The 19452-nt window shown below is 68.9% G+C and carries 19 protein-coding genes and 1 pseudogene; 6 read left to right on the plus strand and 14 right to left on the minus strand.

Going from position 1 to position 19452, the window contains the following annotated elements; all coding sequences use genetic code 11:
- Window positions 1–109 precede the first annotated feature (109 nt).
- Genes CF165_RS05775 through CF165_RS05785 form a run of 3 tightly spaced genes read left to right on the plus strand, consistent with a single transcriptional unit; the run spans window position 110 to window position 2754 of the window.
- On the plus strand, window positions 110–1021 hold the full coding sequence (locus tag CF165_RS05775; RefSeq protein ID WP_093946335.1) for a metal ABC transporter solute-binding protein, Zn/Mn family: 912 nt from the start codon (window positions 110–112) through the stop codon (window positions 1019–1021).
- Window positions 1022–1023: 2 nt separating this feature from the next.
- Window positions 1024–1869, plus strand: a complete 846-nt coding sequence (locus CF165_RS05780; protein ID WP_093946336.1) for a metal ABC transporter ATP-binding protein — start codon at window positions 1024–1026, stop codon at window positions 1867–1869.
- A 3-nt stretch (window positions 1870–1872) separates the two neighbouring features.
- Window positions 1873–2754 carry a metal ABC transporter permease gene (locus CF165_RS05785; protein WP_093946337.1) on the plus strand — a complete coding sequence of 294 codons (882 nt, stop codon included), beginning with the start codon at window positions 1873–1875 and terminating at the stop codon, window positions 2752–2754.
- Here CF165_RS05785 and CF165_RS05790 read toward each other — a convergent pair.
- Both CF165_RS05790 and CF165_RS05795 read right to left on the minus strand, forming a co-directional pair.
- Complete coding sequence (locus tag CF165_RS05790) at window positions 2751–3959, minus strand: DUF445 domain-containing protein (protein WP_093946338.1); 1209 nt, start codon at window positions 3957–3959, stop codon at window positions 2751–2753. The genes CF165_RS05785 and CF165_RS05790 overlap by 4 nt on opposite strands.
- Window positions 3960–3996: 37 nt before the next feature.
- A complete protein-coding gene (locus CF165_RS05795) occupies window positions 3997–5172 on the minus strand; it encodes a DUF445 domain-containing protein (RefSeq protein ID WP_093946427.1) in 1176 nt (391 codons plus the stop codon).
- A gap of 223 nt (window positions 5173–5395) precedes the next feature.
- Here CF165_RS05795 and CF165_RS05800 point away from each other — a divergent pair, with 223 nt between their 5' ends.
- From CF165_RS05800 to CF165_RS05810, 3 genes and pseudogenes are all read left to right on the plus strand, one after another.
- Window positions 5396–6316, plus strand: coding sequence for a coiled-coil domain-containing protein (locus CF165_RS05800; protein ID WP_093946339.1), 921 nt, complete (start codon window positions 5396–5398; stop codon window positions 6314–6316).
- Between the two features lie 505 nt (window positions 6317–6821).
- On the plus strand, window positions 6822–7472 hold the full coding sequence (locus CF165_RS05805) for a class II aldolase/adducin family protein (protein WP_093946340.1): 651 nt from the start codon (window positions 6822–6824) through the stop codon (window positions 7470–7472).
- A gap of 71 nt (window positions 7473–7543) precedes the next feature.
- Window positions 7544–8346: pseudogene (locus CF165_RS05810) on the plus strand (IS5 family transposase).
- Between the two features lie 230 nt (window positions 8347–8576).
- Here CF165_RS05810 and CF165_RS53365 read toward each other — a convergent pair.
- The 12 genes from CF165_RS53365 to cysS form a co-directional block, all read right to left on the minus strand.
- Window positions 8577–9524 (minus strand): cold-shock protein, encoded by a 948-nt coding sequence (locus CF165_RS53365; protein WP_093946341.1) that lies wholly within the window; start codon window positions 9522–9524, stop codon window positions 8577–8579.
- A gap of 147 nt (window positions 9525–9671) precedes the next feature.
- A complete protein-coding gene (locus CF165_RS05820; RefSeq protein ID WP_093946342.1) occupies window positions 9672–10325 on the minus strand; it encodes an HD domain-containing protein in 654 nt (217 codons plus the stop codon).
- A gap of 73 nt (window positions 10326–10398) precedes the next feature.
- Entirely contained in the window at window positions 10399–11037 is a 639-nt protein-coding gene (locus CF165_RS05825; RefSeq protein WP_093946343.1) for a hypothetical protein, read from the minus strand.
- A gap of 2 nt (window positions 11038–11039) precedes the next feature.
- On the minus strand, window positions 11040–12053 hold the full coding sequence (locus tag CF165_RS05830; protein ID WP_167441361.1) for a hypothetical protein: 1014 nt from the start codon (window positions 12051–12053) through the stop codon (window positions 11040–11042).
- 144 nt (window positions 12054–12197) lie between these two features.
- Window positions 12198–12818, minus strand: coding sequence for a transglutaminase-like domain-containing protein (locus tag CF165_RS05835; RefSeq protein ID WP_093946344.1), 621 nt, complete (start codon window positions 12816–12818; stop codon window positions 12198–12200).
- Window positions 12819–12890: 72 nt separating this feature from the next.
- Entirely contained in the window at window positions 12891–13496 is a 606-nt protein-coding gene (locus CF165_RS05840) for a histidine phosphatase family protein (RefSeq protein ID WP_093946345.1), read from the minus strand.
- A 45-nt stretch (window positions 13497–13541) separates the two neighbouring features.
- A complete protein-coding gene (locus CF165_RS05845; protein WP_143268446.1) occupies window positions 13542–14819 on the minus strand; it encodes a hypothetical protein in 1278 nt (425 codons plus the stop codon).
- 49 nt (window positions 14820–14868) lie between these two features.
- Window positions 14869–15054, minus strand: coding sequence for a hypothetical protein (locus CF165_RS05850; RefSeq protein ID WP_093946347.1), 186 nt, complete (start codon window positions 15052–15054; stop codon window positions 14869–14871).
- Window positions 15055–15076: 22 nt separating this feature from the next.
- Complete coding sequence (locus CF165_RS05855; protein WP_093946348.1) at window positions 15077–15454, minus strand: hypothetical protein; 378 nt, start codon at window positions 15452–15454, stop codon at window positions 15077–15079.
- A gap of 32 nt (window positions 15455–15486) precedes the next feature.
- The gene (locus CF165_RS05860) at window positions 15487–16920 is read right to left on the minus strand and encodes an MBOAT family O-acyltransferase (protein ID WP_093946349.1); all 1434 of its coding nucleotides are present in this window, start codon (window positions 16918–16920) and stop codon (window positions 15487–15489) included.
- A 116-nt stretch (window positions 16921–17036) separates the two neighbouring features.
- Window positions 17037–17993, minus strand: coding sequence for a 23S rRNA (guanosine(2251)-2'-O)-methyltransferase RlmB (rlmB, locus tag CF165_RS05865; protein ID WP_093946350.1), 957 nt, complete (start codon window positions 17991–17993; stop codon window positions 17037–17039).
- A gap of 28 nt (window positions 17994–18021) precedes the next feature.
- Window positions 18022–19410, minus strand: a complete 1389-nt coding sequence (gene cysS, locus CF165_RS05870; RefSeq protein ID WP_093946351.1) for a cysteine--tRNA ligase — start codon at window positions 19408–19410, stop codon at window positions 18022–18024.
- Between the last annotated feature and the right edge of the window lie 42 nt (window positions 19411–19452).

The raw sequence follows: 19452 nt of genomic DNA on the forward strand, positions 1-19452 counted from the left end.
ATGCGTGAAGACGCATACACCAAAGCGGGAGCGGATGGCCAGAAAGTCATCCGGATGGGGTAAGGTGAATCTGACAACGGTTTCCATTAGCGTCTCCAGGAGTCCCTCGATGAGTTCCCGCTGCACCAGGACCGCGCTTGCCACCGCTTCGGCCCTGTCCCTGTTCGCACTGGCCGCGTGCTCCGGTGGGACGTCCGGCTCCGACGGAAGCGCGCAGTCCGGCGGCTCCGGGAAGATCAAGGTCGTCGCGTCGACCGACGTCTGGGGCAGCGTGGTCAGCGCCGTCGGCGGCGACAAGGTCGAGGTCAAGTCGATCATCCACGACCCGTCGGCCGACCCGCACTCGTACGAGACGACGGCCGACGACGCGCTCGCGGCGAAGGGCGCGCAGCTGCTGCTGTCCAACGGCGGCGGCTACGACGAGTTCTTCGGCAAGCTCACCGAACAGGCGGGAGACGCGAAGAAGCTCGTCGCCTACGACATCGCCGCGACCGGCGACGAGAACGAGCACGTCTGGTACGACCTGCCGGGCGTCGACAAGGTCGCCGACCAGGTCGCGGCGCAGCTCGGCGAGCTGCAGCCGGCGTCGAAGCAGCAGTTCGCCGCCAACGCGACGGCGTTCAAGGCCAAGGTCGACGCGCTGGAGAAGCGCCTCGAAGAGCTGGGGACCACCCATCCGGGCACGAAGGTCGTCGTCACCGAGCCGGTCGCGCACTACCTGCTGGCGAGCGCGAAGATCACCGACGCGACGCCGAAGGCGTTCTCGGACGCGGTGGAGAACGACACCGACGTGCCCGCCGACGCGGTCAGCACCTACAAGCAGCTCATCGCGACCAAGCAGGTCAAGGCGCTGATCAACAACGCGCAGACGGTGACGCCGCTGACCCAGGACGTCGTCGGGCAGGCGAAGGCGGCCGGGCTCGGCGTCGTCGACGTGACCGAGACGCTGCCCAAGGGTGTGACGGACTACATTGGCTGGATGACCGGGGAAGTCGACGAGCTGTCGGGGGCGTTGAAGTAGCCATGGCACCCGTCTCCGACGACTTACGTCCCGCGGTCCGGGTCCGCGGGGCGGGCCTGGCGTTCGGTCCCCGGACCCTCTGGTCGGGGCTCGACCTCGTCGTCGAGCCGGGCGAGTTCCTCGCCGTGCTCGGTCCGAACGGGTCCGGCAAGAGCAGCTTCCTCAAGGCGCTGCTCGGCATGCAGGACCTGTCGGCGGGCACGGTCGAGATCGCGGGCGGCCGTCCGGGCGGCGCGAACCGCAAGATCGGCTACATCCCCCAGCAGCGCGCGATCGACGAGTCGCTGACGCTGCGCGGCGTCGACCTGGTGGGCTTGGGTCTCGACGGGCACCGCTGGGGTTTCGGGCTCTCCGGCTTGGCGGCACGACGTCGTCTCGTCGCTTCGGCGATTTCCCATGTGGGGGCGACGCGGTACGCGAAACAGCCGGTCGGCCGCCTGTCCGGCGGTGAACAGCAGCGGCTGCGGGTGGCGCAAGCCCTGGTCGGCGACCCCGAGGTGCTGCTGTGCGACGAGCCGCTGCTGTCGCTCGACCTGGCGCACCAGCGCGCGATCAGCGAGCTGATCGATTTCCGGCGGCGCGCGGCGGGGACGGCGGTGCTGTTCGTGACGCATGAGATCAACCCGGTCCTGCCGTTCGTCGACCGGGTGCTGTACCTGGTCAACGGCCAGTTCCGGATCGGCAAGCCGGACGAGGTCATGACCACGTCGACGCTGTCGGAGCTGTACGGCACACGCGTCGAGGTGCTCAAGGTCGGCGGGCAGATCCACATCGCGGGTGCGCAGAGTGCGTTGTGCGAAGGGGAACCGCACCACCACGAACACGACGTCGAAGAGCAAGTGGGCTGAGTCTTGGATCTGTTCGACTTCGGCAAGACCTGGGAGCTGATCACCGAGCTGCCCGGCGTGCAAACGGCCCTGCTGGCCGCGGCGATCCTCGGCCTGGTGGCCGGGGTCCTCGGGCCCCTGATCGTGATGCGGCGCATGTCGTTCGCGGTGCACGGCACATCGGAGCTGGCGTTCACCGGCGGCGCGGCGGCGTTGCTGCTGGGCATCGGCGTCGAGTACGGCGCCCTGATCGGCGCGGTGGTGGCGGCGCTGCTGCTGGGCATCCTCGGCGCGCGCGACGCGGACCGCGACTCGGTGATCGGCGTGATCCTTTCGTTCGGCCTCGGCATGGGCGTGCTGTTCCTGTCGTTCTACAAAGGACGGTCCGGGAACAAGTTCGGGATCCTGACGGGCCAGATCATCACGATCGATTCGACGAACCTGACGTTGTTCGTGGTGTCGTCGGTGGTGGTGCTGGCAGTGCTGGGGCTGGTGTACCGGCCGTTGCTGTTCGCCTCGGTGGACCGGAACGTGGCGGTGGCGCGCGGGGTCCCGGTCAAGACGCTGACGGTGGTGTTCGCGCTGCTGGTCGGGGTGTCGACGGCGTTGAGCGTGAAGGTGGTCGGCTCGCTCCTGGTGGTGGCGTTGATGGTGACGCCGGCCGCGGCCGCCGCCCGGGTGACGGCGTCGCCGCTGCGGGCGACGGTGCTGGCGGTGGTCTTCGCGGAGGTGTCGGCGCTCGGCGGGATCGTGCTGTCGCTGGCGCCGGGCCTGCCGGTGAGCGCGTTCGTGACGGCGATTTCGTTCTTGATCTACGTGGTGTGCCGGGTGATCGCGTGGCAGCGGGACCGCCGGACCCGCGTCCGCTCGGCCGATCCGGCTCCTGACCTGGTCGCGGCGGTCTAACCCAGCATCAGCAGGACCTGAAGCTCGCCCACGACGAACCCGATCACCCCGCCCACGGCGATCAGCTTCCACTCGTCCTGCCGGAAAGCCGGCCGCAGCAGGCCCTCGAACTCCAGCGGTGTCAGTGCCAGCATCCGCTGCTCGATCACCTTCGCGACGTCCATCGCCTCGGTCAGGTACCCCTCGGCGTAGCGGGCCGTGTCCGGTAGCTGCTCCAGCGCCTTCCGGGCCGCCGCGTGCTTCATCTCCTTCAGCCTGCTGTCGCCCACCGTCCACGCCAGTGGCATCTGCGCGTCGACCGCTTCCGAAACGAGGTGCTCGACCAGCGCGGACAGCCGGTCGGCGCGGGGGCCGCGTAGCACCGCGTCCAGGAGGTTCTGGACCGTCAGGACCTCGTTCGCGATCAGCTCGCCGTACTGCCGGGCCACCTCGGCGCGCCGTCGCTGGAACTTGCCCTGGAAGATCACCCGGCCGATGTGGACCGGCTCGCGGGGGACGAAGATCAGCTTGATCGCCAGCCAGTCCGTGCACAGCCCGATCACGCCGCCGAACGCCGGGAGGACCCACGGCTCGCGCGTGAACGCCCACACGATCGTCTGGACGAGGCCGAGTCCGAAGCCGAAGTAAATGCCCATCCGCGCGATGAACGCCATCTCGGGGCGGGACGTCTCGCGGATCAGCCGGACCAGCAGCGCCTTGTCCCGCGTCAGCCGCTGGACCGTCATGTGCTGGACGTCGAGGACGTCGTCGAGGTTCTCGCGGACCTCGTCGAGGAACTCCCGCACCAGCCGCGGCGCCGACGCCTGGACCTGCTTGATCAGCATCTCCTGCGCCAGCGTCGGCATGACCTCCCACAGCCGCGGGTGGTGCTCGGCGAGCACCTCGCGCGCGATGTGGTCGACCGCGCGCAGCAGCGGCTGCTCCAGCTCGCTGGTGATGATCACCGGGTCGATCCGGCCGAAGACCTCGCGCAGGTCCAGCAGGTTCGCCGTCAGCAGCTCGGTCGCCACCGCGGCCATCCGCCCGCCGTGCTTCGGGACGACGCCCTGCCACCCCAAAAGCGGCGGGATCCCCACGAAATCCAGGGGCCGGAACATCATCTCGATGGCGACGCGCTTGGTGACGTACCCGATCAGCGCCGCGACGAACGGCATCGCCGTGTACAGCGGCCAGTGCAGCGCGAGGTCGTGCAGGACCGCGTCCAACTCCGACCTCCTCATGCCGAGAACGGAACCGTACCGGCTACCCGAGCAGCGCGAGCACCTGCAACTCGCCGACGAGCCCGCCGATCACCGCGCCGACGGCGATGAGCTTCCACTCGTCCTGCCGGAACGCCGGCCGCAGCAGCTGCTCGAACTCCAGCGCGCTCAGTTTCCGCATCCGGTCCACGATCGTGTTGCGCACGTCGAGCGCGTTGATGGCGTAGTTCTCGGCGTACCGGATCGTCTCCGGGACACGCTCTGCGGCCTTCGCCGCCGCCGTCTGTTTCATCTCCTGGAACTTCTTCGTGCCGACGGCGATGGCGACGAACGGTTTGACGACGCTCGCCTGCGCGTCGATCGTCTTTTGCACCTCGCGGGTGATCATCGCGAACAGGCGGTCGGACTTCGGCCCGCGCAGCACCGCTTCCAGGAGGTTCGGGATGGTGATGATCTCGCGGGCGATCATGTCGCCGTAGTCGGCGGCGACCTGGTCGCGGCGCTTCTGGAAGACGCCCTGCCAGGTGTAGAGGCCGAAGAACTGGCGGGGCTCGCGCGGCAGGAAGATCATCTTCAGGGCGAGCCAGTCGGTCAGCCAGCCGATGCCGAGGCCGAACAGCGGCAGCACGATCGGCGACCTCGTCAGCGCCCACACCGCCAGCTGCACGCAGCCGAGGGCGAAGCCGAACCAGATGCCCGAGCGGGCGATGAACCGCATCTCGGGCCGCGAGATGTCGCGGATCAGCCGGTTGAGCAGCGCCTTGTCGCGGACGAGGTTCGTCACGACCATGTGCTTGAGGTCCAGGACGTCCTCGATGTTGTCGGCGATCTCCCGCATGATCTTGGTGATCGCCTTGGGCGCCTCGGCCTGGACGCGTTTGAGCAGCAGTTGCTGCGCGCTGTTCGGCAGGACTTCCCACAGCCGCGGCTGGTAGGTCTCCATCACGTCGCGGGTGACGTCCTCGACGACCCGCAGCAGCGGCTGCTCGATTTCCTTCGCGACCTGCGCCGGGTCGAGCCGCGAGAAGATCTCCTTCGGGTCTACGAGGTTGGTCGTCAGCATCTCGGTGGCGGTCGCCGCCATGCGTTCGGCGTTGGCGGGCAGTACGCCCTGCCAGCCGAGGAACGGCCTGATCCCGGTGAACTCCAGGGGCCGGAACATCATCTCGATGGCGACCCGTTTGGTGACGTAGCCGATCAGCGCCGCGATGAACGGCATGGTGACGTACACCTGCCAGTGCGTGCCGAATTCCACGCGCGCACGTTATCGGCCCGGCTCCGGGGCGGCGGGTAGCGACGCCCTCGGTTCACCCTGGATGTCCATAATGGTCTCCGCTGGTCAACCGAGGTCACGCTGCCATGCGTCACCGGGGGTTCTCAAATGGGTGATGCATCCTTTTGGCGGTACGCCCTGAAGGACCCTTGCTCATTAAGGTGGCCCGATGGTCGCGCCTGAGAAGCCCAGCCCCGCCCCGAAGACCGCCCAGTTCGCCGTGGGTGTCCGCGGCTACAACCAGCGTCAGGTCGACGAACGCCTCGCCGAGCTGACCAAGGAGCTTCGCGAGACGTCCCGCAACCGCGACGACGCCGTCGCGACGTCTTCGGATCTCACGAAGGCCCTCTCGTACGCGCAGAAGGAGCTGGCCGAGACGAAGGCCGCCCTGGCGAGGATGAGCTCGAGCCCGTCCGGCGCGGGCGCGATGGCCGAGCGCGTCCGGATGATGATGCAGCTCGCCGAGGAGGAGATCGCCGACCTGCGTTCGGCGGCCGAAGCCGACGCGGCTTCGACCCGCGACCAGGCGGACAAGTACGCGCACGAGACCCGCCGCACGGCCGACAAGCTGGCGAAGGACGCGGAGGAGGAGCGCGCTCGCCTGCTGTCGGAAGCGAAGGGCGAGATCGAGAAGCTGAACGCGGCGGCGGGCGCGAAGCGCGTCGAGCTGGCCGCGGCGGCCGAGCGGGCCCGCCAGGAAGCGGACTCCGCGGCGGAGGCGAAGGCCGCGGCAGCGCGCGAGGAAGCGGACCGGGTGGCCGCGGAGGAGCTGGCCCGCCGCAAGAAGGACTTCGAGGCGGAGTTCGCGCGCAAGAAGGAAGAGACGGAAGCCGCACTGGCCGACGCGCGAGCCAAGCAGGCTTCGGCCGACCAGAACCGGAAACTGGCCCTGGACCTGCGGACGAAGGTCGCCGAGCGGATCGCGGCGACGGACGTGGCGGTCAAGGAGGCAATGCGGTTGCTGGCCCCGGAGCCTTCGGGCGCCGAGAACGGGGACCGGAAGCCGGCTCCGAAGTCTTCGGCTGCTGCTCCGGCCGCGCCCACTGCCCCGGCTGCGCCCGCCGCGCCCGCTGCTCCGGCGAAGGCCTGACGTCGCGAATGACTCATTCGGGACGCCGGACGTCCCGAATGAGTCATTGCCGACTCGGCGCCCACGGCCGGGCGGCAGGTGGGGGATGTTTCCGGTGCGGGGGTTCCGGCGAAGTCGTGTCGTTGCCGGTAGCTCCGCAAAGCACTCGTTGACCCACCACCCCGAAGCCGGATTGTGACGACGGACGGTAGTGCCGGGTCAAGGCGGGAAAGCGTGCCTTGACCCGGCACTACCGGCCGTGTTTCGGCTTCGTATCGGGGTGGCAGGGAGGGGTCTGGGTGGGGTGCCGGTTGTGCCGTCAACGTGCCGTTCATGCCGGTGAGGCACCTGAAAAGGGGACGCTACGACTTGCCGGAACCCTGCCAGGGAGTGGTGGGGGCTGCTGTCGCGGGGGTGCGGCGTCCGCGTTGAGAGGCGTGAGTTCTGCGAGCGGGTTGGCCGAAGCTCCTGGGTGGCTGGCAGTGTGCACATCGGCTGCTGATCACTCACGAGACGGGACCTGCGCATGATCCTCGAGACCGAGCGGGCCGCAGTGTGCTCGTACGCGCGTCGGATGGTCGGTGACGGCCTGGTCGTCGGCACCTCCGGGAACGTCTCGCTGCGGGCCGGTGAGCTCGTCGCCGTCACTCCGACGGGTGTCGCCTACTCGAGTCTGACGCCGGCCGACATCCCGGTCGTCGATCTCGGGGGTGCGGTTGTCGACGGCTCGCTCAAGCCGACCAGTGAGCTGCCGGTGCACCTGTCCGTCTACTGGGATGTGCGCGATCCCGACAGCGAGCCCGTCACCGCCGTCGTCCACACGCACGCGCCGCACGCCACCGCCGTGTCCACGCTCGTGCGTGAGGTGCCGCCCATCCACTACATCGTCGCCACCATCGGCCCTTCGGTGCGCGTCGCGCGCTACGCCACCTATGGCACGCCGGAGCTCGCCGCCGCCGTGCTCGAAGCGCTCGAGGGGCGCCGTGGCTGCCTCATGGCCAACCACGGCACCCTCACTTACGGTGACGGTCTCGAGGCCGCGTACCACCGTGCGCTGCAGCTCGAGTGGGCCTGCCGCGTGTGGCTGCTCGCGCAGAGTGCCGGCCGGCCCAGCCTGCTGCCGCCGCCCGAGGTGGCCAACGTCGTCGAGCGGCTGCGGGGTTACGGGCAGGGCTAAGACCTGGTCTCAAAACTTAAGGGTGTGTCACTGCGTAACCTGCCGGTCCTGGTCGTCGATCGTGGGCAGTCGTGGCGAAGACGACGCAGCAGCGGCGGGTCGAAGACCGGCTCTGGGAGCTGATCGAACCCCTGATCCCGTCCCGACCAGCGCCGCGCGGTCCGGGTGGGCGCGTGCTCGACACCGGCTGCCGCTGGCGAGACCTACCCGAGCAGCTCGGATGCGGTTCCGGGCACACCGCGTGGCGGCGGTTACGTGAGTGGCAGGACGCCGGCGTGTGGGACCGGCTGCACCAGCTCGTGCTCGACGATCTGTCCAACATCGACGAGCTCGACTGGACCAGAGGCTGCATCGACGCGGTGTCGGTGCGGTCGAAAAGGGGGGGGCGAGCTGACCGGCCGCAGCCCCACTGACCGGGGTAAAGCCGGCTCCAAGTACCACGTTCTGTGCGACGCGAACGGGCTACCGCTGCACATCATGTTGTCGGCGGCAAACACCCACGACAGCATGCTGTTCGAGCCGCTGCTGGACACGAACCCGACCGTGCGCGGCCACCACGGCCGGGCGGGCCGGCCACGACGGGCGACCGGACAAGCTGCACGCCGACAAGGGCTACGACTACCGCCGCTGCCGCCGCTACCTGACCCGCCACGGTGTCAAGGTCCGTATCGCCCGGCGCGGGATTGAGGGCAAGTCCCGCCTCGGCCGGGTCCGCTGGGTCGTCGAACGCACCATCTCCTGGCTGCTGCGGTTCAAACGCCTCGGGCTGCGCTACGACCGGACCGAACGCACCACGTTGGCGCTACTCACGCTGGCCTGCACCGTGATCAACGTCCGCCGGCTCATCAAGATCGAGCTCTGCGACCAGGTCTAACGCATCCATTCACTCGTTTGGGATACATCGGTAGCTCTGTGTCGTTGGGTGGGGGTGACTGGTGAGCTTCTGAGCGCGGAGCAGGTCCTCGGGTCGGCACGGGGCCCCCGTCACCACGAGGGAGATCGATCTCCTGGAGGAGGCTGCAGCCGCGTTGCTGACGGCACCATCGACGGGGATGAACGAGCACTCTCGTCGGGAAGTGATCAGCCATCGGTGGGGCCGCCTCTTCAGAGGCGTTCGATGCGGTCGGCCTGCGGGCCCCGGTCGCTCTGACGCACCGCGTACCGGACCCGGTCACCCTTCTGCAGCGGCTCCGACCCCAGGATCACGGACGCGTGGGCGAAGAGATCGTCGCCGCCTGCGTCCGGGGTGATGAAGCCGAAGCCGCGGTCGCCGTCGTAGCGCGCGACGACGCCCTCGCCGCCTCGTACGGGCACGTCCCGCGCCGCCGGCCCTGCGGCCGCGGCAGGTGCCGACCGCTGCGGCGCCGTCTGGGGCTCGGCGCCCCGGACCAGGTGCACGTCGCGGGCCTGCGGGCCCTTGTCTCCACTAGCCACCTCGTAGGCGACGCGGTCGCCCTCCGCGAGCCACGTCAGCCCCTCGGCCAGGGCCCGGGCGTGAACGAAGACGTCCCCGGCGCCGGAGTCGGGGTTGATGAAGCCGAAGCCCTTGTCCTCGTCGTACCAGGCCACCGTGCCGTCGGCACCGTCCGCGATACCAGCCGCAGCGGGTGAGCCGGCCCCTGCTCCCAGCGGGATCACGTGCCCGGCCTGCGGGCCGCGCTCGCCTTCGACGATCAGGAAGGCCACCCGCTGCCCCTCGGTGACCACGCCGCCGGTCACGATGGCGGAGCTGTGCACGAAGATGTCGGCGCCGCCGCCGTCCGGCGACGCGAAGCCGTACCCCTTGCCCGGCTCGTACCAGTTGATGGTGCCGAGCAGGCCCACGGCGCTGCCGGTGGCCGCATCGGCGGTGACGCGAACGCGCAGCGCCTGGGGCCCGCGGTCGTTCTCGCCGACCTCGAACACGACGGCCTGACCCTCGCGGAGCACTTTCGCGCCGCCGTCCCCGACGATCTCGGAGGCGTGCACGAACACGTCCGGCGAGCCGTCCTCGGGCGCGAGGAAGCCGAAACCACGTTCGGCGTCGAACCAACGGACGGTCCCTTGCGGCATCAAAGGCTCCAGGTCGAGAGGGCGGGCACTGGCCCCCAGTCTCTCTGACAGACCTCCGGTCCGTCGGGCCGGGTCCACAGGCGGGCGGTGCGGAGCCAGGGGCGGGCCGTTGGTTCACCTAGCGACACGCCGAGTTTTGAGACCAGGCTAAGAAGCGACCGCGTCCAGCAGTTCGACCACCGTCGGGTCGTCGACCGCCTCCTTGATGCACTGCCAGAGCTGCAGGTTCGCCGTCGCCCACCGCGAGTACGTCGCGGCCGCCTCCGGGTTGTAGAAGTAATAACCCTCGTCGTGGACGTCGCACTGCTCGCCGACGATCTTGTCCGCCAGCTCGCGCAGGCTCAGCCCGTTCTCGCGCAGGTACCGGTGCGCCAGCACGACCGGCGTCACCGGCAGCGCCTTGAACAACGTGTCCGCGTCGCTCAGGGCCTGCGCTTCCAGCGAAATGTCGCGGCCTCGGGTGGCCATCTCCGCCTCGTCGACGATCTCGTCGACCCACCGCGCGACGTCCGCGAGCACCCCGCACTCCGCGAGGATCTCCAGGCGCAGGCTCCGCCCCGCGGCGGCGGGCGAGTTCCGGCGCACCAGGTAGTTGACGTCGTGCACCAGCGCGGCCACCTCCACCACGCCGCGGTCGGCGCCGTTGTGCGCGGCGAAATCGACCGCCTTCGCGCGGACGAAACTCACGTGGTGCCAGCCGTGGAACTGCAGCCGGTCGGCGTACTGGCGGCAAAGCCGGTGGACCCGGGTTCCGACGGCGTCGACGATGGCCTGGTCGATCGTGCCTTCCTGCGTGCGCATACACCTCTCCCATCCCGGCCGTGGTGTTCAGACGGGTGGAGTAATGGTAAGCGCCGCTGACGCCGGTGTGTAGCTAGATGCGGTCGGCCAATTCCCCCAATCGGACCTCTACCGGAACGTGCCGATGGCCGATTCCGCCGGCTGGGTCGAAAGAAAGGCTGAAACTGCTCACCGGGCGTGATTTCACGAGGAAAGTCATCGTTCCGGTGGCCGCCTCGGGGATCCGGTGGAATTCGTCGGCCAGCATGGTCGCGCAGGTCCCGGCCACGCACAGCGTCCGGCGGCGCAGCCGCGCGGACGTGATCAGCCCGGTGTCGGCGTCGATCGTCGTCTCGTACCTCTCGTGCAGGTAGTCACCACGGAGAATGGTGGTGCAGAAGTGGTACCTGTGGTTGTGGACGGAATCCGCGTAGCCTTCCCGCCAGTCCTCCTGGGCCTTGTATTCGTGCAGCCAGAAGGAAAACGGGTCGGACGGCGCGTCGAGCAGGCACCAGGCGAAATGGGTGGTCGTTTCCCGTGACGAGCGCAGCACCTTGGCCGCCTGCGTGGCGGACAGCGTGCGGAGCTGTGTGCGCAGCTCCTCCCGCAGTCCGGCCTGGGCGGCCCACGGCCGGAACCAGCCGTCGACCGCGCGCCAGTCCGCGGCGAGCGGGAACCCGGCCGTGCGCAGGCGCGTGGCCAGTTCGGTGAGGGGGGACAGGCTGGTGAGCAAGGTCAGCTCCCTAGCTCGGCGACTGCGGAGAACTCCGCGCGGAAGGCGTGGAACTTGCCCTCCAGCTCGCGGAACTGCTCCTCGGACAACGGAGATCCGGTGATCTTCTCGAACAGGGCCAGGAAATCCGTCCGTGTCGTCGCGGACGTGATGCGGAAGTGGCGGCCGGTCCGGGACTGCGAGACGCGCACGAATTCGGCGCGTTCCATGTTGTAGAGGAAGGAACCTTCGGTGAATCGCAGGGACCGCGGGTAAAGCTTCGTGGCGCCGCGGACGTCGCTGTAGAGCGACACCCACACGCTGTCGTCGAACATCTCGAGCCGGTCCAGCGGCGGGTCGGCGACCACGGTGATGTCGACCTGCGCGCAGCGGCTGCGCGCCAGGAAGAGGCCGACGAGCCCGATCCGGATCTCTTCGTCGAGCCGGGTCTGGATCTGTTCGTAGTCGACGTCGGCCGCCTCGCGGCGCAGCAGGTAGCGGGCGCGCCCGCTGATCGAGCTCGCGTCGCGCGGATCGGCGATGACGGCCCGCAGTTCCCGTTCGGTGCGGGAAAGCAGCAGGCGCGCGGCCGCGTGCCTGCCGGAGAAGCCGCGGAAGAAGTACTGCCGGGTCGCGTCGAGGTCGGCCATCAGCGCGCGGTTGAACGCGGGGTCGGGGTCGGTGGTCGCCTCGAACACGTCGGTGGGGAAGAACTCCTTGTTCAGCGCCCGGTATTCGGCGCTGAGGTCTTCCAGCGCGCGCCTGCTCTCTTCGATCACCGGAGTCACCAGTGCCCGTTGCGACGCGCTGGCGGTGATCAGCGTCTGGCCGAACCCGACGATGGCGGAGATCAGGGTGCCGGTGCCCAGTGACGTCACGAGGTTCTTGCCGGTGCCGGGCTCCATCAGGCCGGCGATCCACAGGCTCAGGCCGGCGACCACGACGAGCACCGTGAGGAGCAGGCTCGTCCTGGTCCAGAAGATCTCCTGCAGTGGAGTACGGCGGAGGCGTCCGCCAGCCGCGGCCACGTGCTTCACCTCCCTTGAACCACCCGAACAGACGAGAGCAGAAAGTGTCTGTTCGAGCGCGGGGAGTCACTTTACGCGCCTCGGAGGGTGCGCGAAATAAGAAGTTCGGGGGACACCGCTGACGGACAGACGTCACTCTGGGCAATAATTCACCTAGTCGCCGGGTTTTCCGAAAATGACGGAAAACCCGGGTCGAAGCGCCGCCGGGAGCCCGTTTTCGTACCAGCCGGGCCCGGGCCGGACGGTCATCAGGAATTCCACGACGACCGGCGCGGGTGCCGGGTGGATCTCCGGATGATCGCGCTCGCCGTTCGCCACGTCGACCGGCCAGGCCAGTTTTTCGTCGTCGAGCGAAAACTCCCCGCCGGCGCCCGTGCGGTTGCCGCGGGCGTCGAGCCGTGACCACTTGCCGTGCAGATACACGGCATTCAGCCCGTGCAGCGCGGAAAGTTCCTGGTAGCAGAACCCGGCCGGAATCCCTTGTGCCCGTAGCAAAGCAGCGAGCAGATGTGCTTTCGCGTGGCAGATCCCGACGCGCTCGCGGAGCACGTCCGAAGCGCGCCAGGTGACGCGCGGATCCCGGGCGTCGATCACGTGCTCGACCTCGTCCCGGACGAAGAGGAACGCGGCTTTCGCGCTTTCGACGGGATCGCCGCCCTCCGCACGCAGGGCGTCGGCTTGGGCGCGGATGGCGGGGTGTTCGTGATCGACGACGGCGTCGGCGGCGAGGTAGTCGTTGAGCCGATCGGACGTCGGCGACGGGACGGCGTTCATCCCGTCATCGTGACAGGCTGGTCCGTTCGGGCGAGACCCATTTTCGCGGCGGCAACGCTCCGCGTTTGCCGATTACGGAACGTAAAAGTCGGGCGGGAAGCCGGTCCAGCGCAGTTCGGCGGCCAGGTGGCTCAGGTCGTTGTACGTCAGGAGCGCCGCGGGACGCCCCGGCGAGTACCGGATGACGGTGAGGCCGGCATGGGCGTGGGTGAGGGTGAGCCACCGCCACGGCGGCGCGTCCTGCGCGGCGCGGACGAGCCACCCGGCGAGGAAGTGGTGCGTGACGAGCACTTCGTACCGCGGCTCGTTCGCGAGCACGGGCCCGGTGAACCGCCGCTCGGCCTCGGCGGCTCTTTCCTCGTCGGCAGGCGGGAGTTGACGGGCGAAGGCGAGCAGGAGGTCGCCGGAGGTCTCGGGGAGTTCTTCGCGCATCGGCGTGTAGGGGACGAAGTCGCCTGCGGCGTCGTCAACATGGAGGGGAACGCCGGGGAGTTGGGCGGCGATGAGTTCGGCGGTCTGCGCGGTGTGCGGGAGGGGGCCGTGGTGGATCGAGGTGACGGGGACGTCGCGGAGACGCCGTCCGAGCAGAACGGCCTGCCGCTGTCCGGCTTCGGTGAGGCTGCCGTTCCGTGCTGTCTCGCCGTGGCGGGTGAGGAACAGGTACCGCGTCGAGAGCACGGGGCCAGGGTTTCATGCGCCGATCTCGTGGTTGAGCCCGGTCGCTCAAGATCGATCGCGGCCGTGGAAAGGCTTCCGTCGCCCTCCGGGCCTCTCCCTTTCGCTCGAGGATCCCGGGCCGAGCACGGTGGTGAAGAAGCCGAATGTGGCGACGAGGACGGGAACGAGGACCTCTGGCTTGAGGAAGGGGGACCCAGGATTCGCCTTGTACACGAACAGCGCGCCCGCGGCGACCGAAACAAGGGGAAACAAGCCAAGCCCGAACCGGAGTACGCCGGAGAGGAGCCGTCGCCAGCGGGCGGATCGCTCGATTTCTTCGGGGACGGCGCGACCCCACTCACCCCAACGCTCTTGGGCGGCGGTAACCAGCAAGTCGGCCACCTTGTCCGTCGCTTCGACCCGGGTCGTCGCCTTCGGTAGCAGGCATTCCTTGGCAAGGATCCGGACCTGGGCAGCGATCCCGGCGAACTCGTGCTGTGCGCGTTGTGCCAGTGCCGAGCTGATCACGGGTGAGGCATACTCGGTCAGGTAATGGGGGAGGAAGCGTTCAACGCAGTTGGCGACGTGCTCCAGGTTGTCCGAAGCAATTCTCAAACAGCGGGGCTCCGGTTCGTTGCTCAGCCACCAATGTGCTTCAGCCAGCGTTTCGGTGATTTCGGCCGATGTCCACCTGGTCCAGGAAACGCGGTACGCGGCGTGGGTGAGGAGCCGTCCGATCTGGGACAGGAGGCCGAGTAGGAACAACGCGGCAGCGCCGATGAAGACGCCGGACGACAGTCCCAGCCCCCAGATCGTCTGCCAGCGCAACAGCCACCACCCGGTGATCATGAGCGCCCCCAGTCCGAGCAGACCGAGCAAGGCTCTTGCTGTTCTGGACACCGGCGGACACAACTCGGAAGTACTGAAGCCGACTACGAAGACGACGAGCGTCGCGAAGCTGGTGGCGGTGGCGTATGGAAGCCGCTGCGATAACGAACCGTCAGTGTAGAACGTCACGCCGACGCACACACAAACCAAAGTCACGAACGCCGCAAATTGGCCGGCCATGTGCAGCGTGCCTCCGTTGCGCCGGACGTCGCTCCAGATCTGGTACGCCCCGACGCGGAGTGCGGAGTCCCGGATCCGGCCAGGAAGATCAGGGTCGTCGGGTGCCAGTCGGCGTGCCACCGCCGATGCCCACAGTGCGTCCCGGCCGTGGCGGTCGCGGAGCAACCGATAGTAGACACTTCGCAGGCCGAGCACCGATAGCACGATTCGCCCTTTGGCATACCTGGCCAGCTCTTCATCCATTACCGGCGGGAACACGTATTCTTGAGGGTCCACGGAAAGGGGGATCGCTCACAGCCCAGGAATCGCTACAGCGAGCCCGAATTCAGCCGACGGGGATGAGCGCCCCTTCGGGGCCTTGGCTCGGCGCGAACTGGGCGACCAACCGCAACGGCGCGGGGTGCGGCGACAGCACGACCGAGGCGAACGGGGTGATCGTGTAGTCGTGCCCGTGGTGGTCGACGTACGGGATCACGCCCGGCACCCTGGCCAGGTCCGTCGGACCGGTCACCGGGCTCCTCTCGTTGTGCTGATCATGCTCCCAGGCCGAAGACCTCGTCGCGGACCAGCTTCGACTCTTCGTCGCCGAGCCATTCGACCCGGTATTCCTCGTCGCCCACGCTCAGCCGGCCCGCGCCCCAGTCGAGGAGTTCGTCCGCGAGGTCGTCGGCGTCGGTCACCGTGTCCGTGAACCGGCCGTCTGTCAGTGAGTAGTACTCCTGGACCACCTCGAACGGGGCTGACCACCGGCGCCACCAGAGGGCGCCGCCGAGCTGGGCGGCTCCTGAGGTCAAGCGTACGAACACGAAGCCGGCTTCGCGGCCGTCGGTGAAGAGGCGGCCCGCCCGTTCGCGGTAGGGGTCGAAACGGTGGTCCGGGTCAGCGTCTTCCAGCGGGGGTCGCCATGGCACAACGTCCTCCGAGAGTGGGGCGGCTTGCGTCGTCAGAACTGGTAGTACAAGAACGGGCTGAACGTTCCCGTCGCGATCAGGATCGCCGCGTACAGCAGCCCCACCGTCATCACGCCGATGCGCATCGCCGTTGCCGGGCGGCTTCGGGACGACTCCAACAGCGGTCCCGTCACCGGGTGGGCCGGCAACAGGAACACCGCCAGTGCCGCCAGCAGCAGGACCAGGCGCTGGTTCGTGAACGCCTGCTCCACACCCGCGCCGAGGCCGTCGAAGTCGGGGATCAGCATGTGGCCCAGCATCGACAGCGCGTGGCCCAGGTCCGGGGACCGGAAGAACACCCAGCCGAACACCACCAGCAGCATCGTCAGCGCTCGGCGCAGGTACCGCTTCCAGCGCACCGCCGGATCCAGGTCGAAGCCGAAACGGCGCTCGATCACCAGAAGCGCGCCGTGGTAGCAGCCCCACACCAGGAACGTCCACTGCGCGCCGTGCCAGAAGCCCGTCAACACGAACACTATGCACAGATTGCGGTACGTCTGGGCCGCTCCGTTGCGGTTGCCGCCCAGGGGGATGTACACGTAGTCGCGGAACCAGCGGGAGAGCGACATGTGCCAGCGGCGCCAGAACTCCGTGATCGTCACCGATGAGTACGGCCGGGCGAAGTTCTCCGGGAGCCTGAAGCCCAGCATGCGGCCCAGGCCGATCGCCATGTCCGAATAGCCCGAAAAATCGAAGAACAGCTGGAGCGTGTAGCCGATCGCGCCCAGCCACGCCGTCGCGAACGTCATCTGGTCCGGCGGCACCTTGAAGCACGCCTCGACCAGCGGGCCCAGCGAGTCCGCGATGATCGTCTTCTTGCACAGCCCCAGCGCGAAGCGGGGGAAGCCGGCGGCGATGTCGTCGAGCCGGTGCGAACGCAGCTGTGGCAGCTGGTCCGCGATCTCCCGGTACCTCACGATCGGGCCCGCCACCAGCTGCGGGAACATCGCGATGTACGCGGCGAACGACACCGGGTTCCGCAGCGCCTGCCGCTCGCCGCGATAGATGTCGACCACGTACGAAATATGGTGGAACGTGTAGAACGAGATGCCGATCGGCACGACCAGGCTCGCGACCGGCACGCTCCCGCCGAACCAGTGCGCCACCGCCGCGATCTGCTGCGTCGCGAACCCGGCGTACTTCCAGATCAGCAGCACCGTGACGTCGAGCGACACCACGGCGATCAGGATCCGGCGCCGCCGCACGCCGTGGACGTCCCAGGGGCTCGGTGCCAGCAGCGGGCCGACCAGGAAGTTGACGATCATGCAGCCGAGCAGCAGGAAGACGAACGCCCCGGCGCCGATCGTGTAGAACAGCAGGCTGCCGACCGCGATGATGCCGTTGCGCCAGGTCCGCGGGCACACCAGCACGGCGATGAGCACCGCCGGCATGAAGTACCACAGGAAGAGCGGCGAAACGAACGACATCGGGTCCCCTCGGTTTTCTCCGAGGGACCTTAACCCGACCGAGTGGTCTGCCGCGGCTCGGGTCGTGAGTGAGAAACAGGGTTCTAACCCTGTTTCTCACTCACGACCCGCCGGGGTCAGACCCGCCCGGCGGCACGGCGGCGCCGCGCCACCTCGGCCAGCAGCACACCCGCCGCCACGGACGCGTTGAGGGATTCTACGCCCGCCGCCATCGGGATCGACACCGTCGCGTCGCACGTCTCGCGGACCAGGCGCGACAGGCCGCGGCCCTCCGAGCCGAGCACGATGACCAGCGGGTCGGCCGCCAGCTCCAGCTCGTCGATGTCCACCGAGCCGTCGGCGTCCAGGCCGACCAGCATCAGGCCCTCGTTCGCCCACGCCTTGAGCTGCCGCGTCAGGTTCGTCGCCACCGCGATCGGCAGCTTCGCCGCCGTGCCCGCGCTCGTCCGCCACGCCACCGCCGTCATGCCCGCGCTGCGCCGCTCCGGCAGCAGCACGCCGTGGGCGCCGAACGCCGCCGCCGAGCGGATCACCGCGCCCAGGTTGCGGGGGTCGGTGACGCCGTCGAGCGCGACGAACAACGGCACCTCGCCCGAGTTGCGGGCCGCGGCCATCAGCTCGTCCGGGTGGGCGTACTCGAACGGCGGGACCTGCAGGCCCAGGCCCTGGTGCACGGCCCGGTTGGTCTTGCGGTCCAGCTCCTCGCGCGGGATCTCCAGGATCGAGATGCCCTTGTCGCCGGCCAGCCGGACGGCGTCGTTCACGCGGTCGTCGATCTCGATGTTCAGCGCGACGTACAACGCCGTCGCCGGGACGCCGGCGCGCAACGCCTCGACGACCGGGTTGCGCCCGGCGATCAGCTCCGGCTTGTCGGCCTTCTTCTGCCGCGCCTGGTCGCGCTTGGTCGCCGCGTTGGCCGACCGGTAGGCCTTGTGCCCGGGGCGGTCCTCCGCCTTCGGGGTAGGGCCCTTGCCTTCGAGGGCCTTGCGGCGCTGGCCGCCCGAGCCGACGACGGCACCCTTCTTGGTGCCCGTCTTGCGGATCGCGCCCTGGCGCCGCGAATTGCCTGCCATGGTGAAAGTTCCTTGCGTAGAAAGCGGTTCAGTCGGACTTCACAGTCCACTGAGGACCGTTGGGGGTGTCCTCCACCACGATGCCCGCCTGCTGGAGGCGGTCACGGGCGGCGTCCGCGCGGGCGAAGTCCTTCTCGGCGCGGGCCTGCTGGCGCTCGGCCAGCAGCCCTTCGACGATCCGGGACAGCGCTTCTTTGGTGGGCGTGTCGGAACCGCCCGCCTCGGACCAGCGCGCGGACAGCGGGTCGAGGCCGAGCACGTCGGTCATCGCGCGGACGGCCGCGGCGAGTTCGAGTGCCTTGGAGGTGTCGCCGGCGTCGAGGGCGGCGTTACCGTCCCGGACCGTGGTGTGGACCACGGCGAACGCCTGCGGGGTGGCGAGGTCGTCGTCGAGCGCGTTCGCGAACGCCACCGGGACCGTCCCGACTCCGACGGTGCCCGACTGCGCGGCGCGGCGCAGGAACGTCTCGATCCGCCGGTAGCCCTGCGCGGCCTCGGAGACCGCGGCGTCGGAGTACTCGACGGTCGACCGGTAGTGCGGCTGGACCAGGTAGTACCGCAGCTCCGGGGCCCGGTAGCGCTCCAGCATCGCGGGGATCGACACGGTGTTGCCGAGCGACTTCGACATCTTCTCGCCCGACATGGTCACCCACGCGTTGTGCAGCCAGAACCGCGCGAACGGGTCGCCCGCCGCGTTGGACTGGGCGCGCTCGTTCTCGTGGTGCGGGAAGACCAGGTCGATGCCGCCGCCGTGGATGTCGAACTCCGCGCCGAGGTACGCCGTCGCCATCGCCGAGCACTCGAGGTGCCAGCCCGGCCGGCCTTGTCCCCACGGCGTCGGCCACGACGGCTCGCCCGGCTTCGCGCTCTTCCACATGGTGAAGTCGCGCGCGTCGCGCTTGCCGCGGGTCGGCGTCTCGCCCTGCTGGACGTCCTCCAGAACCTGGCCGGACAGCTTGCCGTAGTCGTCGAACGACTTCACCGAGAAGTAGACGTCGCCGTCCGCGACGTAGGCGTGGCCCGCCTCGATGAGGCGTTCCATCAGCTCGACCATCTGGGTCACGTGCCCGGTCGCGCGCGGGTTGATCGACGGCGGCAGGCAGCCCAGCTGCTCGTACGCGGTCTCGAAGGCGCGCTCGTGCGTCGCGCCCCACTCCCACCAGGGCCGCTCGTTCTCGGCGGCCTTGGTGAGGATCTTGTCATCGATGTCCGTGACGTTGCGGACCAGCAGCACGTCCAGTCCACTGTGGACGAGCCAGCGGCGCAGGACGTCGTAGTTCAGGACGCCGCGCACGTGTCCGATGTGGGGAACGCCCTGCACGGTGGCACCACACACGTAGATCGACGCCGTTCCGCTACGGACGGGGTGGAACTCCCGTACGCTCCGGGTCGCTGTGTCGAAAAGGTGAAGGGCCACCCTCGAAGGGTACGGGGTGGGCGTGAGCGAGGTCGCAGCCGG

It is taken from the genome of Amycolatopsis vastitatis (assembly GCF_002234595.1).
GTDB lineage: Bacteria > Actinomycetota > Actinomycetes > Mycobacteriales > Pseudonocardiaceae > Amycolatopsis > Amycolatopsis vastitatis.